The 18,377-nt window shown below is 64.8% G+C and carries 15 protein-coding genes and 3 pseudogenes; 6 read left to right on the forward strand and 12 right to left on the reverse strand.

The genetic code is table 11. The features are described 5' to 3' along the window. Window positions 1-23 precede the first annotated feature (23 nt). From ACFHPP_RS25105 to tnpB, 8 genes are all read right to left on the reverse strand, one after another. Window positions 24-344, reverse strand: coding sequence for a CU044_2847 family protein (locus tag ACFHPP_RS25105; protein ID WP_437165980.1), 321 nt, complete (start codon window positions 342-344; stop codon window positions 24-26). Between the two features lie 192 nt (window positions 345-536). Continuing rightward, window positions 537-1,283: a recombinase family protein gene (locus tag ACFHPP_RS25110; protein ID WP_437165981.1), complete on the reverse strand. Its 747-nt coding sequence runs from the start codon at window positions 1,281-1,283 to the stop codon at window positions 537-539. Window positions 1,284-1,473: 190 nt separating this feature from the next. After that, a complete protein-coding gene (locus tag ACFHPP_RS25115; protein ID WP_437165982.1) occupies window positions 1,474-1,821 on the reverse strand; it encodes an H-NS histone family protein in 348 nt (115 codons plus the stop codon). Between the two features lie 229 nt (window positions 1,822-2,050). Next, a complete protein-coding gene (locus ACFHPP_RS25120) occupies window positions 2,051-2,656 on the reverse strand; it encodes a hypothetical protein (protein WP_437165983.1) in 606 nt (201 codons plus the stop codon). Between the two features lie 33 nt (window positions 2,657-2,689). Then, window positions 2,690-4,696 carry a DUF262 domain-containing protein gene (locus ACFHPP_RS25125; RefSeq protein WP_437165984.1) on the reverse strand — a complete coding sequence of 669 codons (2,007 nt, stop codon included), beginning with the start codon at window positions 4,694-4,696 and terminating at the stop codon, window positions 2,690-2,692. 59 nt (window positions 4,697-4,755) lie between these two features. Beyond that, on the reverse strand, window positions 4,756-5,355 hold the full coding sequence (locus ACFHPP_RS25130) for a plasmid pRiA4b ORF-3 family protein (protein ID WP_437165985.1): 600 nt from the start codon (window positions 5,353-5,355) through the stop codon (window positions 4,756-4,758). Further along, window positions 5,352-6,935 (reverse strand): IS66 family transposase, encoded by a 1,584-nt coding sequence (gene tnpC / locus ACFHPP_RS25135; RefSeq protein ID WP_437165986.1) that lies wholly within the window; start codon window positions 6,933-6,935, stop codon window positions 5,352-5,354. The genes ACFHPP_RS25130 and tnpC (ACFHPP_RS25135) overlap by 4 nt, the downstream gene beginning before the upstream one ends. Window positions 6,936-6,998: 63 nt before the next feature. Beyond that, window positions 6,999-7,280: an IS66 family insertion sequence element accessory protein TnpB gene (gene tnpB / locus ACFHPP_RS25140; RefSeq protein ID WP_437165987.1), complete on the reverse strand. Its 282-nt coding sequence runs from the start codon at window positions 7,278-7,280 to the stop codon at window positions 6,999-7,001. A gap of 530 nt (window positions 7,281-7,810) precedes the next feature. Between tnpB and ACFHPP_RS25145 the strand changes: the two genes are divergently transcribed. Genes ACFHPP_RS25145 through ACFHPP_RS25155 form a run of 3 tightly spaced genes read left to right on the forward strand, consistent with a single transcriptional unit; the run spans window position 7,811 to window position 10,622 of the window. After that, window positions 7,811-8,725, forward strand: a complete 915-nt coding sequence (locus ACFHPP_RS25145; protein WP_437165988.1) for a tyrosine-type recombinase/integrase — start codon at window positions 7,811-7,813, stop codon at window positions 8,723-8,725. Next, a complete protein-coding gene (locus ACFHPP_RS25150; RefSeq protein WP_437165989.1) occupies window positions 8,719-9,633 on the forward strand; it encodes a tyrosine-type recombinase/integrase in 915 nt (304 codons plus the stop codon). Before ACFHPP_RS25145 ends, ACFHPP_RS25150 begins: the two co-directional genes overlap by 7 nt. After that, a complete protein-coding gene (locus ACFHPP_RS25155; RefSeq protein ID WP_437165990.1) occupies window positions 9,630-10,622 on the forward strand; it encodes a tyrosine-type recombinase/integrase in 993 nt (330 codons plus the stop codon). The genes ACFHPP_RS25150 and ACFHPP_RS25155 overlap by 4 nt, the downstream gene beginning before the upstream one ends. Window positions 10,623-10,766: 144 nt before the next feature. Here ACFHPP_RS25155 and tnpA read toward each other — a convergent pair whose 3' ends face one another. Further along, window positions 10,767-11,153 carry an IS66-like element accessory protein TnpA gene (gene tnpA / locus ACFHPP_RS25160; protein WP_437165991.1) on the reverse strand — a complete coding sequence of 129 codons (387 nt, stop codon included), beginning with the start codon at window positions 11,151-11,153 and terminating at the stop codon, window positions 10,767-10,769. A gap of 98 nt (window positions 11,154-11,251) precedes the next feature. Between tnpA and ACFHPP_RS25165 the strand changes: the two are divergent. From ACFHPP_RS25165 to ACFHPP_RS25175, 3 pseudogenes are all read left to right on the forward strand, one after another. Continuing rightward, window positions 11,252-11,770: pseudogene (locus tag ACFHPP_RS25165) on the forward strand (IS110 family transposase); the annotation flags it as partial. 281 nt (window positions 11,771-12,051) lie between these two features. Continuing rightward, window positions 12,052-12,887 (forward strand): annotated as a pseudogene (gene tnpC, locus ACFHPP_RS25170) (IS66 family transposase); the annotation flags it as partial. Continuing rightward, window positions 12,874-13,170 (forward strand): annotated as a pseudogene (locus tag ACFHPP_RS25175) (IS3 family transposase); the annotation flags it as partial. The pseudogenes tnpC (ACFHPP_RS25170) and ACFHPP_RS25175, both read left to right, overlap by 14 nt. Before the next feature lie 330 nt (window positions 13,171-13,500). Here the strand turns inward: ACFHPP_RS25175 and ACFHPP_RS25180 are convergent. From ACFHPP_RS25180 to ACFHPP_RS25190, 3 genes are all read right to left on the reverse strand, one after another. Continuing rightward, window positions 13,501-15,525 carry a hypothetical protein gene (locus tag ACFHPP_RS25180; protein WP_437165992.1) on the reverse strand — a complete coding sequence of 675 codons (2,025 nt, stop codon included), beginning with the start codon at window positions 15,523-15,525 and terminating at the stop codon, window positions 13,501-13,503. A 239-nt stretch (window positions 15,526-15,764) separates the two neighbouring features. Then, the gene (locus ACFHPP_RS25185) at window positions 15,765-17,612 is read right to left on the reverse strand and encodes a peptidoglycan-binding protein (protein WP_437165993.1); all 1,848 of its coding nucleotides are present in this window, start codon (window positions 17,610-17,612) and stop codon (window positions 15,765-15,767) included. Next, the gene (locus tag ACFHPP_RS25190) at window positions 17,612-18,262 is read right to left on the reverse strand and encodes a hypothetical protein (protein ID WP_437165994.1); all 651 of its coding nucleotides are present in this window, start codon (window positions 18,260-18,262) and stop codon (window positions 17,612-17,614) included. The genes ACFHPP_RS25185 and ACFHPP_RS25190 overlap by 1 nt, the downstream gene beginning before the upstream one ends. Window positions 18,263-18,377 lie beyond the last annotated feature (115 nt).

Consider the following 18,377-nt stretch of genomic DNA (forward strand, 5'->3'; position numbering starts at 1 on the left):
GCCTCACCGCATGGAAAACCGGGTCATCGATCGCCCGACTTCCAGGTCATCGTGACCTTGACGTTGCCCTCGACCGAGGTCTTGGCGATCAGCGCATCGGCGCCGGCGGTGAACTTGATGCCGAACTCGAGGCTGACCTGCTCGGGCCTGGCGGAGAGGTCGCGAAGCTGCGTCATCAGCGCCTCGACGCCGGGCTTCACCTGCGCCAGCGCGCTCTCGAAGCTCTCCCTCGCCTTCTCGGCGGTGCCGCGGGCGACCGGCCGGGTGCCGACCTGCGGGTCATCGACCTCCACGAGCAGCGTGCCACCACCCGCAACGGGAAACTCCACCAGCCGACTGCCCACTGCGCTGCCTCCCCCTGCCCCGGCTTCGAGGTCAACTGTAGGCCATTGAGCGCAACATTAGCAAAGGCCACCGCCCTGCCCCGCAATAATAGCCAGATAGGGCCGATCGGCCCCGCCCAGCTCAGATCATGACCCGCTCCCGGTTCGCCGGAGGCTGTGATGTGAGCGGCGTCTCCAGCAAGTGGCTCCGCGTTAGCCTCGGTTGGCATCAACGACGCGCTTCACCTGCATCGGGTGCCAGGCGTGCCCACCGGCCGGCGCCGGCACGCCGCGCGCGGTCAGCGCCGCGGCGAGCGCGCGCAGCGTTGTCGCGCCAGCGCGCCGTGCTGCCTCGACATAGGGCAGCACGTCGGCGGCGCGGGCACGTGAGATCTCCTGCTTCACCGCCGCCGCCGCGCGCGCCTGGTCGGGCGTGCCGGCACGCAGGCGGGGGTTGCCGAGCACCACGCCCCGCGCCTTCGCCATGGCGAGCGCCGCGCGCGTGCGCTGGCTGATCAGGCCGGCCTCGAGCTCGGCGACGGCGGCCATCTGCGTCACCAGGAACTTGCCGACCGGGCCGGGCGGGACGGTGGGCAGGTCGCAGAACACCACGCCCCCCTCCCCGCTGCCCTCGACGACGCCGAGCAGGAAGCGCGCGTTGCGCGCCAGGCGGTCGAGCTTGGCGATCAGCAGCGTCGCGCGCTGGGCGCGGCAGGCGGCGAGGGCGGCGGCGAGCTGCGGCCGGTCGGCCCGCTTGCCACTCTCGACCTCCTGGAACGCGGCCGCGACCGCGCCGCCGGCGGCGGCGACACGGCGCGCCACCGCTTCCCGTTGGGCGTCGAGGCCGAGGCCGGAGCGGCCCTGCCGTTCGGAGCTGACACGGTAGTAGGCGACGAAGCGCACCGGCCCGATCGGGGTGGCGGCGAGGCTATGGACTGAATTCCTAGGATCGGAGGGCATGTGGGAGGGGTTCTACCCCCTGCCCCGCCGGTCTGTCACGGATCCAAAGGAGCGTTTGACGGTCCGTGACAGGCTGCGGAACCCGAAAGACCGCTTCCGTGAAGCAGGATCAACCGATCGCGGCCACAGCGCCGGACATGTCCCGGATACCTCGAATGGACAGAAAGCGGCTGTATGCCGCCCCCGCCGCCTACTTGATCAGGAACTCGTCGCGCTTCCTGCCGGTCGCTTCCTGCGCGACAAGCCAATTCGGCATGCGCCCCCTGCCTGTCCATTCCTCACCGTTCGGCCCTCGGAATTTCGCTGCGACTTTGCTCCTGGTATCTTGCCGCGTTTTGGTCGCGCGTTTCGCCGAGCGAGTTTCGACCAGCTCTTCAAGGGTCAGGCCGAGATCCTGGGCTCTGTTAGTCATTTCCTCCAAGAGCGCTATTCGCTCATTCTGGGCCTTTTCCTGTCGCTTTTTCTCAGCCGCCTGGATAAGCTCCGTCAGCTGTTTCGCCGAGAAGGCGTCAAGATCAATGGATGCAGAAGTGGCCATTTTTCGCCTCGAAAAAGGGAGCGCTCCTATAGGCTATCTCTGGCGTTTAGAGAATCCCGCCTAGGCCAGAGATCAAACACGTACTGCGGAGAATACGCGAATAGCTTTCGTGGCGCCAGGCCTACCATCACGATAGACCGAATTTTTCTTATTTGATCTCTTTTTATAGACTGTGGGCCCGGAACGGGTCCGCCCGAACGGAGAGCTTCCAGGCTTCAAAACCTCACATCTAGCGCCTCTGCAGGAATGGGGTGTTGTAAGCCATGTAGCAGACGACTTCCTTCGCTGCTGTCACACCGAGCGGCGTAGTGTTGAAATCGTCAACATCGTCGATGCGGACTGCGAACCCCATCCGCTGTCGCCAGTCTTCAAGTTGCCCAGTGCGAGCAGTCGTGACGAAGCCCATTCGGATCCCGGCGCTTGTACCTGGTCCTCGGGCAATAATTCGCGAGTTAGTTTCGTCGGCGCCCATCACGCCGATGATGGTCATGCTATCAAGCTCAAGGGGCTGAGTCAGAGCGAAGTAGGAGATGCTATCGCCGCCGCCCACCGCCGGTGTTCGGATGAAACGCTCGTTGATGAGCATTTGAAAGACTTCAGTGGGTCGAGGATCTCTTCGACACGCCATCTCCGGAAGGAAAATCTCGGCAAAGCGCGCCGACCGGCCAGCACGATCGAAGCAAGCTAACCTCTGCATACTTTCCGTGATGCGCCGGCAGCTATCGTAGGGGGAAAACAGCTGCGCTTTACTCGGCGAGAAAATGCTAAGCGCCAGGGTAGCCCCGATAGCCACGGCCAAGATGTGGAGCATCGTGTTGGCCTGTCCTTTCATCATCTAAGCTTGTCGCAGCCGAGGATGCCTCTCAAGTCAGACTATCGGCCCATCCAGCACGCTGCCTTCAAGCGGCGAATCAGGGTCTGATTGACTGGATTCACCTGACCCAACTGCGCGCGAGGCTTTATCGTGCAGCGAGGGAGGAGCAGGCCAGATAGACTTCGCCAATTCAAAGAACTCTGACGACCTTGCGTCAATCGCAGCCTCGTCCCAGACGGTAGCGCTGACCAGCGCCCCAGTCAGGCGAAGATGGATGTGCTTTTTTAGAGCCTCCCGCTTCGTCATCCATGGCCCGTTCGACAGGATTGGGTTGAGCGCCTCAGAGACGAGGGTGAGATTTCCAATCCGGTGCACTGCCTCGTCTCGTGCGGCGCCATCGCCGTCGTGCGGCAGTTGCCAGTTGTTCCCGCGCCAAGCCTGCGGCATCACGTGCTCGACCTGCACTCGGCTCCAGTCGAAGTGCGCAACCGGCATCGCCAGATGATCACGTCGCCATTCTTCTTCCTCAAGTGCCCGCAGGATCATAAAGGGACGAGCGCCGCTGCCTTTGTATGCATCACGCAGGGCCCAGTGTCGCGCAAATGCAACGTCGTCGGGCCAGATGCTGGTAGCGCTCTGGCCGGCCGCCAGAAAGTGGGTGACAACCGGCGCTGCCGGACCCTCGACCCCTTTCTTGGCAACCTCGTCCAGGAGGTTCACGAACAGGGTGCCGTAGCCTCTGGTGCCGGAAGCGCAGACGAGGCGCCGGACAAGGAAGCTTTCCAGGACGGCAGCGCATTCATTGAGGTCGCCGACATTGCTACCTGGGCGGCTAAGGAGGTGCATCAACAGCGGGTGGAGCACCACTACGTTCATCGCCTTTAGGCGGTGGAGGAACGTGCCGAAGCGCCCGCCTCCGGCCTTGGGGGCATCCAGCTTGCGGTATTGTTCGGCCGCAAGCTGAATTTCACGCATAAGCGCTGGCGCATCGGCGATGCCATTCTGTCCTCGCGCTGGTAGCGCAACGTGGTCGAGGAAGGCTTCGTACACGTGGCCGACCGCCACCGGCTTGCGGAGGCGGGTAATAAGCCAATTTACCAGAAAACCGTCGACCCGCGGACGCGCTGCATGACCAGTGCCGACGCGCTGGCGCCAATAATCTTCCTCGACGTCGAAAGGCTGCCAATGTTCGGCATGCAACCGAGCGCAGGCGGTCTCGTCGTGGCCGTCGCGAGCGGCCTCCCAAAGCAGCCAGTTCTTCACGAGGTCTACGGGCGATAGCGGAGCGCCGCCTGTGTTGAGCGTCTCAAAGATTGCTTGGGGCTCATCCGTGGCCTCAAGGTCAAGGACGATGACGTGGAGGTGGTGCATCAGGGCTCGTGAGAGCGCGGCCGTCCGTGTGCCCACCGCATTGTTCTGCTTCAGCCAAGCCGAGATCGCCTCGAAAAAGAAGGCGTGCGCGTGGACCATGTTGCCCGCGCCGGCGACGTTGGCTGGCGCGGTCGCGTCCATTACAGCGCGGAAGTATCCCCGATCCTTGTTCGTTGGCCAAACTTTATAGGCCTCCTCGCCCTCGGCATAAGCCGGGTTGGCGACAAGGCTGGCCACCTGCTGGCCGGCCTTGGTGAGCACGTCGCTGTCGTCCCCTACCGAGGTGCTCGCGGAGGCGAAAGCGTGCTCCGCCGCCTTGAGGAGGATCTGTAGGGTGGTCAGCCGTTGTTGGCCGTCAATCACTAAGCGTCGCTCGACGTTCCCAGTGCCGGTGCTCTCCTGTTCCAGCACGACCGAGCCGAGGAAGTGGCCACGCACTGGGGCACCGGCAGGCGTGGTCAAGAGGCGCTCCGCGACCGTTGATATGTCCTTCCAGAGAGGCTCCCACTGCGCCTTCTGCTCCCAGACGTATGCCCGCTGGAAAAGCGGTACAACAAAGCGGACGGGCGGCCCGAAGACCTGGGCCAGCGAGATGTAGCGCGGCTTCATAGGGTCCTCATCAGACTCGCTGTTAAGCAACATTATCGCATAAACAGTATCCATACGGCCAAGGCCGCGGGTGGCCAGCATCGACTGCTTCCGGTCCAGGCTGAGCTCTTTGAGGTGGCCGAGCCGGCGAGGGCCGCGGATCAGCTTGCTGGTTTACGCTTGGTGGCTGGCTTGCGTGACCAAGCCTTGGCGAGGGCTTCGACGGCCTTTGCATGTTCATCGAAGTCGATGGCGATGGGATCAAATAGCGCGCCAACCCACTGGACCATCTCGGCATGACTCTCGTGCTTCGGGTCGCCGATTGCCACGAGGAACTCGGCATAGCCCGGGGGTCCGCCGACATCCTCGGGCGGGCAGCGCCCTGTGGCGTCGATCAGGAACGGGTAGAGCAGGCCGGGTATGGAATCCGTGATGCGCTCGACCTTGACCGTGTGTTCCCAGCCGTCTCCAAAGTCGTAGAGGTACTTCAGCGTCTTCGCGCCGGTGTCCTCGAGGATGTCGAGGAGGCGCGCCTTGCGGGCATCGAGTGGGCCGCCTCCCCAGTCCGGGTCGGGCACGCCCCAGCCCACATCTCGGGCCCGGATCTCGTAGAGATGGCTGTTGGTCCAGCCTATGGCGGCCTGCAGCACCAAGTGCAGGCGATCGAGCCGGATGGCCAGCGGCACCTCGACGCGGCGCAGCACTGCAGGCTTGACGTCATCGAGCGTGATCTTGAGCCGGGCGATGCTGGTGCTGGTCATGCCGCTGCCTTTCTCTCCCTCGCCTGAATCCACTTCCACGGCAGCAGCTCATGCAGGCGGGCGGCGGGATGGTCGGCGATGCGGGCCAGGACATCGGCGAGCCAGGCGCGCGGGTCGACACCGTTCAGCTTGGCGGTGATGATGAGCGAGTACATCGCCGCGGCCCGGTCGCCGCCACGATCGCTGCCGGCGAACAGCCATGATTTTCTTCCGAGAGCGATACCACGCAGCGCCCGCTCGGCCGCGTTGTTGCTGAGGCAGATCCGGCCGTCATGCAGGAACCGGGTGAATGCCTCCCAGCGGGTCAGCATGTAGTCCATGGCCTTGGCGACCGGGTTGTGCCGGGACAGCTTGCCGCGGTTCTCCTTCATCCAGATCTCAAGCGCGGTGACGAGCAGCGCGATGTGCTGCTGGCGGACAGCCAGGCGCGCCTCGGCGGCCGACCCGTTGATGGCCCGCTCGGCGTCAAAGATGGCGTCGATCCGTCGCACCGCCTCGATGGCCAGCGGCGCGCGCTGCAGTTCGGCCAGCTCGAACAGCTTGCGCCTGCCATGCGCCCAACACGCCGCCTCGGTGACCGGCCCGGGTTGTCGATCCGCCTCGTACAGGGCGTTGTAGCCCGCATAGGCGTCAGCCTGCAGGATACCGGCGTAGCCTGCCAGGTGCCGGTTCGGATGCTCGGCCGTCCGGTCCCGCGAGTAGCGGAACATCGCCGCCGGTGGCGCCACCCCACCAAAGGGCCGATCGTCGCGGACATAGGTCCAGACCCGGCCGGTGATCGTCCTGCCCCGGGCCACCACGGGGACGGTGGTGTCGTCGCCATGCAGCCGCGCGGCGGCGAGGACATGGGCATCGATCAGGGCCATCAGCGGCGCCAGGTTGGCGGTGCAGGTGCCGACCCAGTCGGCAATAGTCGAGACGCTGAGCTGGATGCCCTGCAGGGCGTAGGCGTCGCTCTGGCGGTTCAGCGGCTGGTGCTGGCCGAACTTGGCCTCGAGTATCATGGCCAGCAGGTTCGGCCCCGCCCGGCCGCGGGCGATGGGATGGAACGGCGCCGGCGGCTGGGTGACGGTCTCGCAGGCGCGGCACGAGAACCGCTCGCGGGCGGTCTGGATGACTTTCCACTTGATCGGCTCGACTTCGAGGGTCTCGGTGATGTCCTCGCCCAGCTTGGACAGCTTGCCGCCGCAGCAAGGGCAGGCGGTCGGCGCCGGGATGACCACTCTCTCGCGCGGCAGGTGGGCCGGCAGGGGTGCGCGCACCGGTTGGCCGCGGGCCGGTTGGTCAGGGCGCCGGCCGTGTCCGCCCTTGGCAGCATCCTCCGCCTTGGTGGCGTCCTCGCTGGCGGCGGCGACCAACTCGCCGAGTTCGAGCTCCAACTGGTCGATCAACTTGCGGCCACGCTCGGAGGAGGCGCCGTACTTGTCGCGCTTGAGCCGCGCGATCAGCAGTTTGAGGTGCGCCACCATAGCCTCGGCGCCGGAGGCGCGCGCCTCGGCCTCGCGCCGCGCCAGTTGCTCGGCCGCAAGCGCGGCGCGCAGCGCGGCGATGTCGTCGGGCGATGTGTCCTGTGCAGGCATCACGCTGGTGATCGAATCACAGCTGCGGCACGCTGGGTAGCGCCGAAGAAACCGCGTTCTACACTATCCCGCCAGTTCCGGCCTGAATGTCCGTTGTGGGTTTCGCCAGTCGATTCCGTCGAGCATGTAGGCAAGCTGCGAGCCGGAGATCTGCAGACAACCGTCAGCCGGAGATGGCCAGATGAAGCGTCCCCTTTCCAATTTCTTCGCATAAAGGGACATGCCAAGCCCGTCGTGCCAGAGGATTTTCACCAGGTCCGCGCGGCGTCCACGAAAGACGTAGAGATCGCCGCAGTGCGGATCACGTCCCAGCGCCTGCTGCACCTGCAGCGCCAGGCTGTTCATGCCACGCCGCTTATGCGGATCTCCACATAAGCGGCGTTATGCGGCGCTGGTGGTTATGCGGAGCAGGGATGCGGATGGCTGATTCTGAGCCGGCGCATGGCGCGATCCGCGCCGCATAAGGGCGGGGTCTAAAGTTAGCGTCGTCCCTGCGGTCCAATGCGGCGGCCGCGAGGAGGACTTCCATGACCAAACCAGGATCCGCCCCGTCGAGGGGCCTTACGCTTTTGCATGCCGGCGAACTCGCGGCTTCGGTCGACGCCTTCGGCGCCGCCCTAACGGCACGGGGCCACACGACTCTCGTCGTTGGCGACTACACCCGCTCCGCTCGTCACTTCGGCCATTGGCTCCAACTCAGGAGCATCGCGGCGGGTGAGGTCGGGGACGAGACGGTGTCGCGCTTCGCGACGCATCGCTGCAGCTGTCCCGGCGGGCGCCGGTGCACGCGACTGTCGCCGCGCTACGTCGGGCGTGTGCGCTGCTTCGTCGCCTTCCTCCGCGAGTGGGGCGAGATCCCGCGCGCTGATGTTTGCATGGACGACCTGCTGCCTCCCGATCTCGTCGCGTTTCGGGACCACCTGCTCGAGGAGAGGGGCGTCGTGCCCGCCACGGCGGACAAGCACGTCCGCCTGCTCCTCCGTCTCCTCCCCACCCTTGGCGACGATCCGGCCCGCTACGACGCGCGATCCGTACGCGACGTCGCGCTCGCCGCCGTCTCGACCACGTCCAGGGCAGATGCCAAGACCGTCGTCACTGCGCTCCGGGTATGGCTACGCTTCCTCGCCTCGCGCGGCTCCTGCCCTGCCGGGCTCGGAGAGGCGATCCCGAGGGTGCCGCAGTGGCGCCTGTCGGCACTGCCGCGCTATCTGCCGCCGGGAGAGGTCGAGCGGGTCGTCGGGTCGTGCGACCTCCGCTCCGTCCACGGGCTGCGCGACCGCGCCATCCTCCTCCTACTCGCCCGTCTTGGCCTGCGTGCGGGCGACGTCCTCCTGCTGCGTCTCGATGATCTCGACTGGACCGCGGCGACGATCCGGGTCCGCGGCAAGGGCCGGCGGGATGTCCAACTGCCCCTGCCGCAGGACGTCGGGGACGCACTTCTCGCCTACCTTGCCGTCCGGCGCGACGATGGCGGCGGTGGCGGCGGGCCAGAGCCCCGCGTGTTCCTCCGCGCCGGGGCACCAAGGCGACCTTTCGCCGATTCGACCTCAATCTCGAGCATTGTCCGTCTCGCCATTGAGAGAGCCGGCATCGCCAACCCGCCCACGCGCGGCGCCAATGTCCTGCGCCATTCCGCGGCAACCTCTCTGCTCCGGGCCGGGGCGACCCTCGACGCCGTCTCGGCCCTGCTCCGGCACCGCTCGCTCGACACGACGGCCCACTACGCCAAGGTCGACGTCCTGATGCTGCGGCGCCTGGCCCGGCCCTGGCCGGAGGGCGCGCCATGCTGAGCGAGTACGTTGCGCGCTACGTCGCCCTGCACCGCGCCCTCGGCTACCGGTTCCGCATCCAGGCCGGCCTGCTCAGCCTCTACGCACGGTTCGCGGAGGCGCGGGGAGACCGCGCGATCCGCACCGACACGGCCCTCGCCTGGGCCGGCGAGGCACCATCGCCTCAGCAGCGGCGCAATCGCCTCCTCGTGCTCCGGCGCTTCGCGCTCGCCCTGCGGGCCGAGAACGCGGCCCACGAGGTGCCCCCGGCCGACGCATTCGGGCGCGCCGTTGCCGAGCGGCATCTGCCGCACATCTACGGCGAGGAGGACATCGCAGGCCTCCTGCAAGGCGCTGCAGCGCTCGCCCCAGTCGGCGGCCTGCGACCGGTCCTCTACGCCACGCTGTTCGGCCTTCTCGCCGCAACCGGCCTTCGCATCTCGGAGGCGCTAGCCCTCCGGCTGGACGACCTCACTGAGGACGGGCTGCTCGTCCGCGAGACGAAGTTCCGCAAGAGCCGCCTCGTCCCCCTGCACAACACCACGGCGGCTGCCCTCGCGCGCTATCTCGTTGTGCGGCGACGTCACCGCGCGGCCGGCCCGTTCCTGTTCGCCGCCCGCGGCGGACCCCTGCCGTACGACACGGCCTCCGGCACGTTTCGCCTGCTCGCCCGGAGGACCGGCCTGCGCAACGCACCTGGCACGGGTGGGCCGCGCATCCACGATCTCCGCCACACCTTCGCGGTCCGCTCGCTGGAGGGCTGTTCTGGGGCTTCGGCGGCGGAGGTAGCGCGTCACATGCTGGCGCTCAGCACCTACCTCGGCCACGCCCACTTCACGGACACGCAGTGGTACCTGCACGCGACGCCCGCGCTCATGGCGGGCATCGCGGCCGCCGGCGAGGCCCACTTCCGGGCAGGGGTACCATGACGGCGCTCGCTCCTCACCTGACCGCGTTCCTGCGGCAGCACCTCCCGCTCGAGCGACGGGCCAGCCCCGCCACGCTCGACACCTACGCCCACGCGCTCCGCCTCCTCGTCTGCTACGCCGCGGAACGGCTCGGCACGCGCCCCTCCCGGCTTGAAGTCGAGGCGCTCGACGCGCCGCTCGTCCTCAACTTCCTCCACCATCTCGAGGCCGGGCGCGGCAACTCGCCGCGGACGCGCAACGCCCGCCTCGCGGCCGTCAACTCCCTATTCCGCTACCTTGAGTACCGTCTCCCCTCCTGCCTCGACCAGGCCCGGCGCATCCGCGCCATCCCCGTCAAGCGGACTGACGAGGCCCTTGTCCGCCATCTGACGCGCGAGGAGGTCCAGGCGCTGCTCGACGCGCCGGACCCACGGACAGTCTCGGGCGTGCGGGACAGGGCCATGCTGCACGTCGCCTTCGCCGCGGGGCTGCGCGTCTCGGAGCTTGTCGGGCTGCGGCTCGACGACCTCCGCCTCGCGCCGGAGCCAGTGCTGCACATCCTTGGCAAGGGACGACGCGAGCGTCTCCTGCCGCTCTGGCGGGAGACCGTCACCGCCCTGCGGGCTTGGCTCGCCGTGCGGCGTGGCGGGAACGATCCAGCGCTGTTCCTCAACGCGCGCGGCGAGGTCATGACCCGGGCCGGCTTCGAGTACATCCTCTCCGAACACGCCAAGGCAGCCGCACGGACCTGTCCGTCTCTCGCAACGCGCCGCATCAGCCCGCACGTCCTGCGACATAGCTGCGCGATGCACATGCTGCACGCGACCCGTGACATCCGGCGCGTCTCGCTCTGGCTCGGGCACGCCGGCCTGCGGACGACGGAGGTCTACCTACGTGCCGATCCGACGGAGAAGCTCGAAACCCTCACGGCCGCGGCGGCGCCGTCCCTTCGGCGTGGCCGTTTCCGCCCGCCCGATGAGCTCATCGCGCTCCTTAGCGCACGTCCGTAGCCGTTATGCGGAGCACCCCAACGCCGAGGCTCGCTCCTACCACCAGCCCCGAACGTCCGCTCCGCATAACCACCATCGCCGCATAACGCCGCATGTCCGTATGCCCGACCGCCAGCCAGACCCGGACGCCAGATGGTGTCGGGATCATCCGCGTAGCGCCGCCAGCACACGCCGCAGGACAGCAATGTTGATCCCCTCGACGACCCGAACCGCCGTGCCGTCCGGCAGCACGATCTCGATGCGGCTGTCCGCATCACTCTCATGGGCGTTGGACGTCGGGGCCGTCGACCTCTGCGCCTCAGGTGCAGGCAGTTCTGGCATGATGCGCAGCGGCACGAAGCCGGGCGCCTCCGCCACCAGCCTGCCGCGCCGTTGCGCGTCCCGCCACTGCCACATCAGGCCACGGCTCACATCGTGCCGGCGCGCCACGTCGTTGAACCTGGCGCCGGGCTCGTCGAGCTCGGCCAGGATCCGCAGTTTCTCCTCGTCCCGCCAACGACGGCGCCGCTCAACGCCGGTGATGATCTCCATCCCGCACCTGCCCGCTGCCCTTAACGGCGCTCCAAAGAACGCCCGTAAGATCAGAAAGCAGGTTCACCCCAATCCCGGTAGGCGGCCTTCGGCGGATGAGTACCCTGAGCCCGCGCATTCGTCGGCTGGTGAACGACATGCGGGCGGAATGGGCCGGACTCGACCGGCGCATCGCAGTGTTCGACGAGGAGTTCGCCGCGAGCGCTCGGCAGGACGAGGCTGCGCGGCGGCTGGCAACGGTGCCCGGTATCGGGCCGATCAACGCGACGGCGCTGGTCGCGGCGGTGGGTGATGCGAGTGCGTTCGGACGGGCACGCGACCTCGCGGCCTGGCTCGGGCTGGTGCCGAAGCAGGCATCGACGGGAGGCAAGCCGAAGCTGCTCGGGATCACCAAGCGGGGCAGCCGCTACCTGCGCAAGAACCTGATCCACGGTGCCCGCGCCGTGCTGCCAAGGCTGGCGGCGACCGAGACGCGTCTGGGCGGCTGGCTGCGCGGCCTGCTCGAGCGGGCGCACAAGAACACCGTGGTGGTGGCGCTGGCGAATAAGCTCGCGCGCATCGCATGGGCGGTGCTGGCGCGCGGGCGGAGTTACGAGGCGGCCGCGGCGGCGGCCTGACGCAACGAGGAGATCGGCCAGGGTGACGGCAACGCCGGTCGCCTAGGCCTGGGAGGTCTGCGGGAGGTAGTGACAAAGATGGCCTGACAGTCAATCGGTGGCACGGCAGCCTGACCCAGCGAACGGCCCTCGAGGCCGCTGTGATTTTAAGGCCCGGGCCGCGCGGATCTCCATCTTGGCAGGGAGCTTGCTCCGAGGCCGGATACGTTCACGCAGACTGCTCACGCCAGACGCGTCATCACAGCTTGCAGACGGGGCGGGCCATACGTTCGCTTCGCGCCGTGCCGACCGCGCCGGACATCACCGAGAGTGACATCGCCGCCCTGCAGGCGGCGCTCGCGGCCGAGCGCCTGGCGCGGCAGGAGGCCGAGGCGCGAGCCACCGGCGCCGAGGCGATGGTGGCCCATCCCAAGCTGCTCATCGCCAAGCTCAAGCATGACAGGTTCGGCGCCTCGTCGGAGCGCAGCCGCAAGCTGATCGACCAGCTTGAGTTGGAACTCGGCGAACTCGTCGCCGCCGCCAGCGAGGACGCCGCCAAGGCCGAGAACGCCGCGGGCAAGGACAAGTCGGCCGACGGCGGCACCACGCCGCGCCGGCAACCGGCCCGCACATCGCTTCCGGAGCACCTGCCGCGCGAGCGCGTGGTGATCGCCGCGCCTACCGCCTGCCCCTGCTGCGGCGGCAAGCTCTCCAAGCTGGGCGAGGACATTACTGAGACGCTTGAGGTCGTGCCGCGGCAGTGGAAGGTCATCCAGACCGTCCGCGAGAGGTTCTCCTGCCGGTCCTGCGAGACCATCACCCAGTCGCCCGCGCCTTTCCATCCGATCGCCCGCGGCCGCGCCGGCCCGCAGTTACTCGCGATGATCCTGGAGGCAAAGTTCGGCCAGCACCTGCCGCTGAACCGCCTCAGCGAGACCTACGCCCGCGAGGGCGTCGAGCTCAGTGTCTCGACCATGCCGACTGGGTCGGCGCCTGCACCGCAGGCTTGGCCCCGCTGATGGCGCTGATCGACGCCCATATGCTCGCCGCTGCGCTGCTGCATGGCGACGACACCACGGTGCCGGTGCTGGCCAAGGGCCGTACCATCGTCGGCCGGGTCTGGACCTATGTCCGCGACGTACTCGGCGCTGGGTGTATCGCGCTCCGGCTTCCATGCCTGGCTGACCCGCAAGCCGAGCAGCCGCGCCCTCGACGACGAGCGGGTTGGCGCGATAGCCTGCGCCAGCTTCTTGGCGAGTGACCGGACCTATTTTGCCCGCCGGGTCTGGCATGACGTGCTGGCGGACGGCGTCGATTGCGGGTTGCACAGGATCGAGCGTCTGATGCGCGAGGGCGCACTTCGGGCCAGGCCGCGGCGATGTTGCTTGCCGCCTGACAACGGCGAGCGGGCACCTGCTGCTGAAGCTCAAACAATGGCAGTCTGACACGAAGTTGGAGCAGCTGCCCGCAGACCAGCTGATATTCGCGTTCGAGGAGATCGAGGCGACGCTAGCCGGGAACGCGGCCAAGGCGTCGACACTGCGTGCCTGCGGCAGGCTCGTCAGCAACTGTTCAGCTTCCTGCTACGGCAGGGTCAGCACCACAGCGAACCTGCCAAGAATGTTAGGGCGTCCTCTGCTGCGCAAGCGCCATGAACGAGACCAGGAGCGGAGCGGCAAAAATAAGCGCCAACAGGATCCGTTGCATCTTAGAGCTCCCTAAAGATGTCGCAACTCGCACTGCCTGCTACCCTACCGCAGTCCGGGACCTTCCGCAAGTCTTTGCCTCAGGACTCTAGCTGCGTCCAGAAGCGGCTGTTCAGCGCGTCCGTATACAAAAGATTCAAGCGAGTCCAAAGTCCGAGGTCCGCTTTGAGGGCTCCGCTCAAGACGACCGATAATGATCCTCAACCGAATCTCCGCATCAGATAAAAGCCGCTCGCGCTCCGCCAGAGGCGCCTGCTCAGACGAGAGCCAGGTCAACACAGTAGTCCCGTAGGTTAACACAAACTGCGCCTGCTGCGGTATAATTTCGATGATGGGCAACCACGAATTGAAGCATGAAACATTTGTCTTAACCAAAATTTCTGCCATCTCTATGTCACTCAAAGATATTTCTTGGACGGAAGTCGGGTTTGTGTTCAATTGATCAAGATATTCTTTCAAATAGGTGAGATAAGATAGAATAATCGGCTGTAGCCAGCGCTCCGCGGAAGCCTGACATCTCTCGCCGGTATTTCCATACCAAATATTTACTGGATGGTTGGAAATAACAGATTGGAAATTTTGAATTAGAAATCGAGAAATTTCGGTACGCAAAGGAACCGCCTGCTCTGATCTTTCTGAGAGCCTCTGGATTAACACCAATTGCGATAGCAAGCGAACCTTCATCCACGCAAAATTTGAACTAGGAATTTGACTCGAAACTGCTCGTGCTGCCCGTTCCAAATCTTCGAGATCTTTGAACCAGTCAACAAGGAGCCGGACTGCCGACGCGTGATCACCAATGGCGGCGAGCAACTGCGCACTGAAAGATACTAAATATGGTGAAAACAGGTCACTCGCAGAAGGAGTATATATCGCATCCGCCGCTGCTGGAGGAGCGCAGGCACTACTGAGGCTTGCTAAGTCAGAAGCGGAACGCTCATGGAAGGTTCTTTCAACAGCAAATCGCGCAGCCCAGGCATTGAATTCTCTCAAGTTTTCTCTCAGATCTCGCTGCCGGTCTTCTATCTGTGCAACCAGCGAAGCATGTAGTGGTTGTCCGGCCACATCAGTTTCTCCAACTAAGGCCATCGTTTGAAATTTTTCGAGCCCTGTCCAAGCGCTAGCAAGAACATGCATGTTAGAAACTATTAGCTCTACCTTAGGAAAGTTGGCGTAGTCTATGAGGCGACGATCACGTGTTATATCAATAACCTTTGCGAGACATATCACGTGAGGTCGCATGCTAGTCAATAAGCGTTCTTGAGTAAAAGCAAATCGGGGAATCATCTCACGAAGCACACGCTCTGCTTCGCGCTTTTGACCGGTTCCCAGCCGATACAGTATAGCTCGATCTCGCTGAATTGTATAAGATGTCTGAGTAGACTCTAGCCTCCTCGTATCAGACGCGATTGAAGAAAGAATAAGATCTTCCGAGGCGGATGGGTCAAAATAAATATCATTGGCAGTCTCGGGACTCCTTGCGGCAGCTTGCTGGAATGGCGGGTAAGTTAATGACTGGAGCTGGTTGATCCGCTGAGGTGCGAAACCGACCACACTAACAAAGCGATTTGCTAAGGGGTCTTGAGGGGGGGCGGCAGTTCTTACGGACGTGGCCGTTTCGCGCAGGGACAAACTTACCGATCCAGCTTTTACTTCTTGCACTCTATCAAAAATCCGCACCCAGATATGGCTAGGAACAATTGCGGCAAGAACAAGAATCGCAAGTACAAGTCCAGCTGAGACTGCTTGAGAAAGCGCTAGAATTTTATTTGGCTTTTCTGCTCCAGGCGAAGCAGAGAAAATACTAGAAAGCCGAATGTCTGCAAGAACGAAGCCAACCACTAGCCCGACGGCTACTGCGTCGAGCGGCACAACGCTAAAAACTCCTTGCATGAAAGATCTAGCCCAAAGCGTTGTCTCTTGAAGAACTGCCATGAGCAAAATGGCAGACAGTGCCAGCATCATAGCCGAGAAAAAAGTCAACGTAATTTTTGGCCGGGCAAGTAATTGTCTGCGGTACTGATACGATAGAAATAAAGCGATGCACAGTACTAGCACTTTGTAAGGCATTTTTGGCTCCCCTCAGCTCTTGCTAACTAGTACTCCAGATTTGGATTTGATCAATCAATCTTTACTAATATGAAAACTGCTTGAGACCATGCTAGGCCCCATATCTCAGCGTGATAGATGCTATTGCTTCCGACGTCTTCAATCCGGTCCGGTACGCTAACCGCCTCCATGAACGCCGGATGCGCCGCTCCTGGGTAAGATCCGCTCTGGTGCCAACATAGCTCTGACGCGGGTAAGGCTCAGAATCGCGCTGCCTGAAAATGCATCCAGTCGAAGTCGCGCATACGGCCGAGGCTCACCAGGCCCTCGCTCTCCACAATCTTCCAGAAGGGTTCATAAACTAACTGAGCGAAGGCGGCGTCGCGCCTGGTCATGCGTAGCTGGTTGCGCATCGGATCGAGGTCTATCGCAATGCCCCAACTGTGCATTGACAGGGAATTGCCACCGCGCATCTTGCGAATGTTAAAGCAGCCGCCAAACAGATCGAGGCGAAGTTCACAGATCCGCTGCTCGCCATATTCAGAAAGTACCTCCTGGAACACCCGTAGGAAGGCATCCCGTACCTTCTCGTGGCACTGGAACCGCCGGATCACCAAGCCGGTGTCCCAGGCGAGCCGCATTGGGTAGGGCAGCTCTAGCGAGACGAGGTGCTCGCCTGGCTTGCCGTAGAAGCGATCGCACTCTGACTGGCGTGGCCAAGCGGTCGCGGGACCGTCGAGCAGTTCCGGCGCTGCCAGCGCGGCGTCGCGCTCCGGCTGGACGAGCTTCTTGCCGGTAGTGCGCAGGACCTGGAAGGCCTCGCGCGCGAACATGGTCTGGGGACCGAGCAGGCCGTCGATCTTCCCGACCTCCTCGCCGGCGTCGCGGAGTAGCGCCTGCTCAACCGCAAGCGCTATACGGGCGTCTGACCAGCTCTCCCATCCCTGCGCCAGGGTACCTCCCTTCGCCTCGCGGTCGAAGCAGGCTCTAACTGCGGTATGCAGCGCGGCGGGATCGCCATCTGCTCCAGCGTAAAGGCCAGCCTTCTTCAGTTCCGCCTCGATCTGCGGCGCGTTCAGCGCGTTTGGGTCGCGTTCGGCCGCCCAGGCGGGCGCCGCGCGTGCGGCCGGTGCTTTGGCCGTGCCTACTACTGGCGCCAATGCGGAGAACGCGCCACCGCTGGCCAGCATGTCGCGTAGCCGCGGCACGCTGGCGGCCAGCTTGCTGTCGTCCTGCATTGCAGCGTTAAAGAAGCGGCAGAAGTTGTCGACATGCTGCGCGGTGTCGATCGGGTACTGCGTCAGCTTCCAGTGGTTAGCGGCGCCGTCGTTGCGGCGCAGGCTCCCAGCATTGTAGGCCGCTGCGACCAGCGGTGGATCGAAGCCGGTGCGCCGTCCCTGGTTCCACATGTAGGCGGCACCAGCCTGAATGGAGATCTCCGGCGTGTAGAGATCGTCCAGTGTCAGTCCTGGGCGATCCAGCGCCTCCCGCGCCGTGCTCAGCAGCGTCTGCGTCAGCCCGGCCGAGACGCGTGACGGGGTGCGAGCCGGCACCAAACGGTCGCAGCCCGGCTCGAAGCGGAGCGCGCGGGGCTTGCCGCTGCTCTCGGTGCAGATGGTGGCGACGACCAACTCGGCCGGCACCTGGATCTCGCGCAGGACGGTAGTCATCTCCTGCTGATAGGTGGCGAAGACCTGGCGCACCAGCTTCCGCTCAGCGTCGCTTGGCAGAAGGCTCGGCCCGCCTGACCGGACCATCACTCCGTCGGGACCGAGCGCCCACTCGCAGCCATCTTGATATTGTCGGTGCGGCTGGCGCAGTGCGACAAGGTCGATGACCTCGTCGGCCTGGCGTTGCGCCTCGACCACCGGCGCGCCAGCGCCAGGAGCCATCAGCCGGGTCCAGGTCGCGATCCCAACCACACCATCCGACTGCAGCCCCTGTGCCCGCTGGAATTTCACGATCGACGTCCGGGTGCCGCGGCCGTATAGACCGTCACGATCTAGGGTCTCGCCCAGTTCGGCCAAGCGCTGCTGCACCACCAGCACGTCGTCGCCACGCATCATGGGCGTGGTCAGCCACAGGTTGCGCTCCAGCGTCATCGGCATCAGGGGCAGGTCCTAATGGGTGGACGCAACGAGTTGTTGATCGTCTGGCGAAGCAACTCAACCCGCGGCGCGAGGTCGGCCGGCAACGGGTCGACAGGTAGGCCCTGCCGCGCAGCACCGAGTTGCTGGCAGACCTCGGCGACAGATGCAGCGTTCTGTGCCCGGAAGACGGCCGCGTCCGCCGCATAATAGGCGCCATAGGCCGCACCATCTGGTGCCGCCTGCAGCGTCGCTGCAGTTGCCGCCAGCGCGTTGTTCTGCCCGGCTGCCGAAGGGCCGCTGCCGAAGAAGTCCCGCTCGATCTTCTGAGCCTCAGCCAAGCCTGTCAGGATTTTGCGACGATCTTCAGCCGGCGCCCCGTCCGGCAGCAAGCGCTGCGCAGCGCCAAAATCTTGTAAGGCGCAGCTTCGATTGCGCGCGCGGGCATCCCTATTCGGGACTTCGGTCAGCTTAGTACAGGCGGCCCCTCGCAGGACGAGCAGACGAGCGCAGACAAGATCGCGAGCATCGCAGGCGATCTGCTCGCCCGCATTGGCCCGTGGGTCGGCCACCTCAGCCATGCGTTGGAGTTGGATAAGATCGGACTGCGTCGGATGGCAAGCAGCCAGCAGGACAAGCCCGAGCAAACCAATGGACAGAGTCGGGCGCATCAGTGTTCCTCCCGCCGCTCGGCGCGTTGCGACAGCAGCTTCAGGGCCAGACCAAGTGCCGGTCCGATCAGTCCTGCGGCGGCGTTGCCGCCGCGATCCGCTACCCTTCCAAACG

This window comes from Falsiroseomonas sp. E2-1-a20, assembly GCF_051433195.1.
In the GTDB taxonomy this organism is placed as follows: domain Bacteria; phylum Pseudomonadota; class Alphaproteobacteria; order Acetobacterales; family Acetobacteraceae; genus Falsiroseomonas.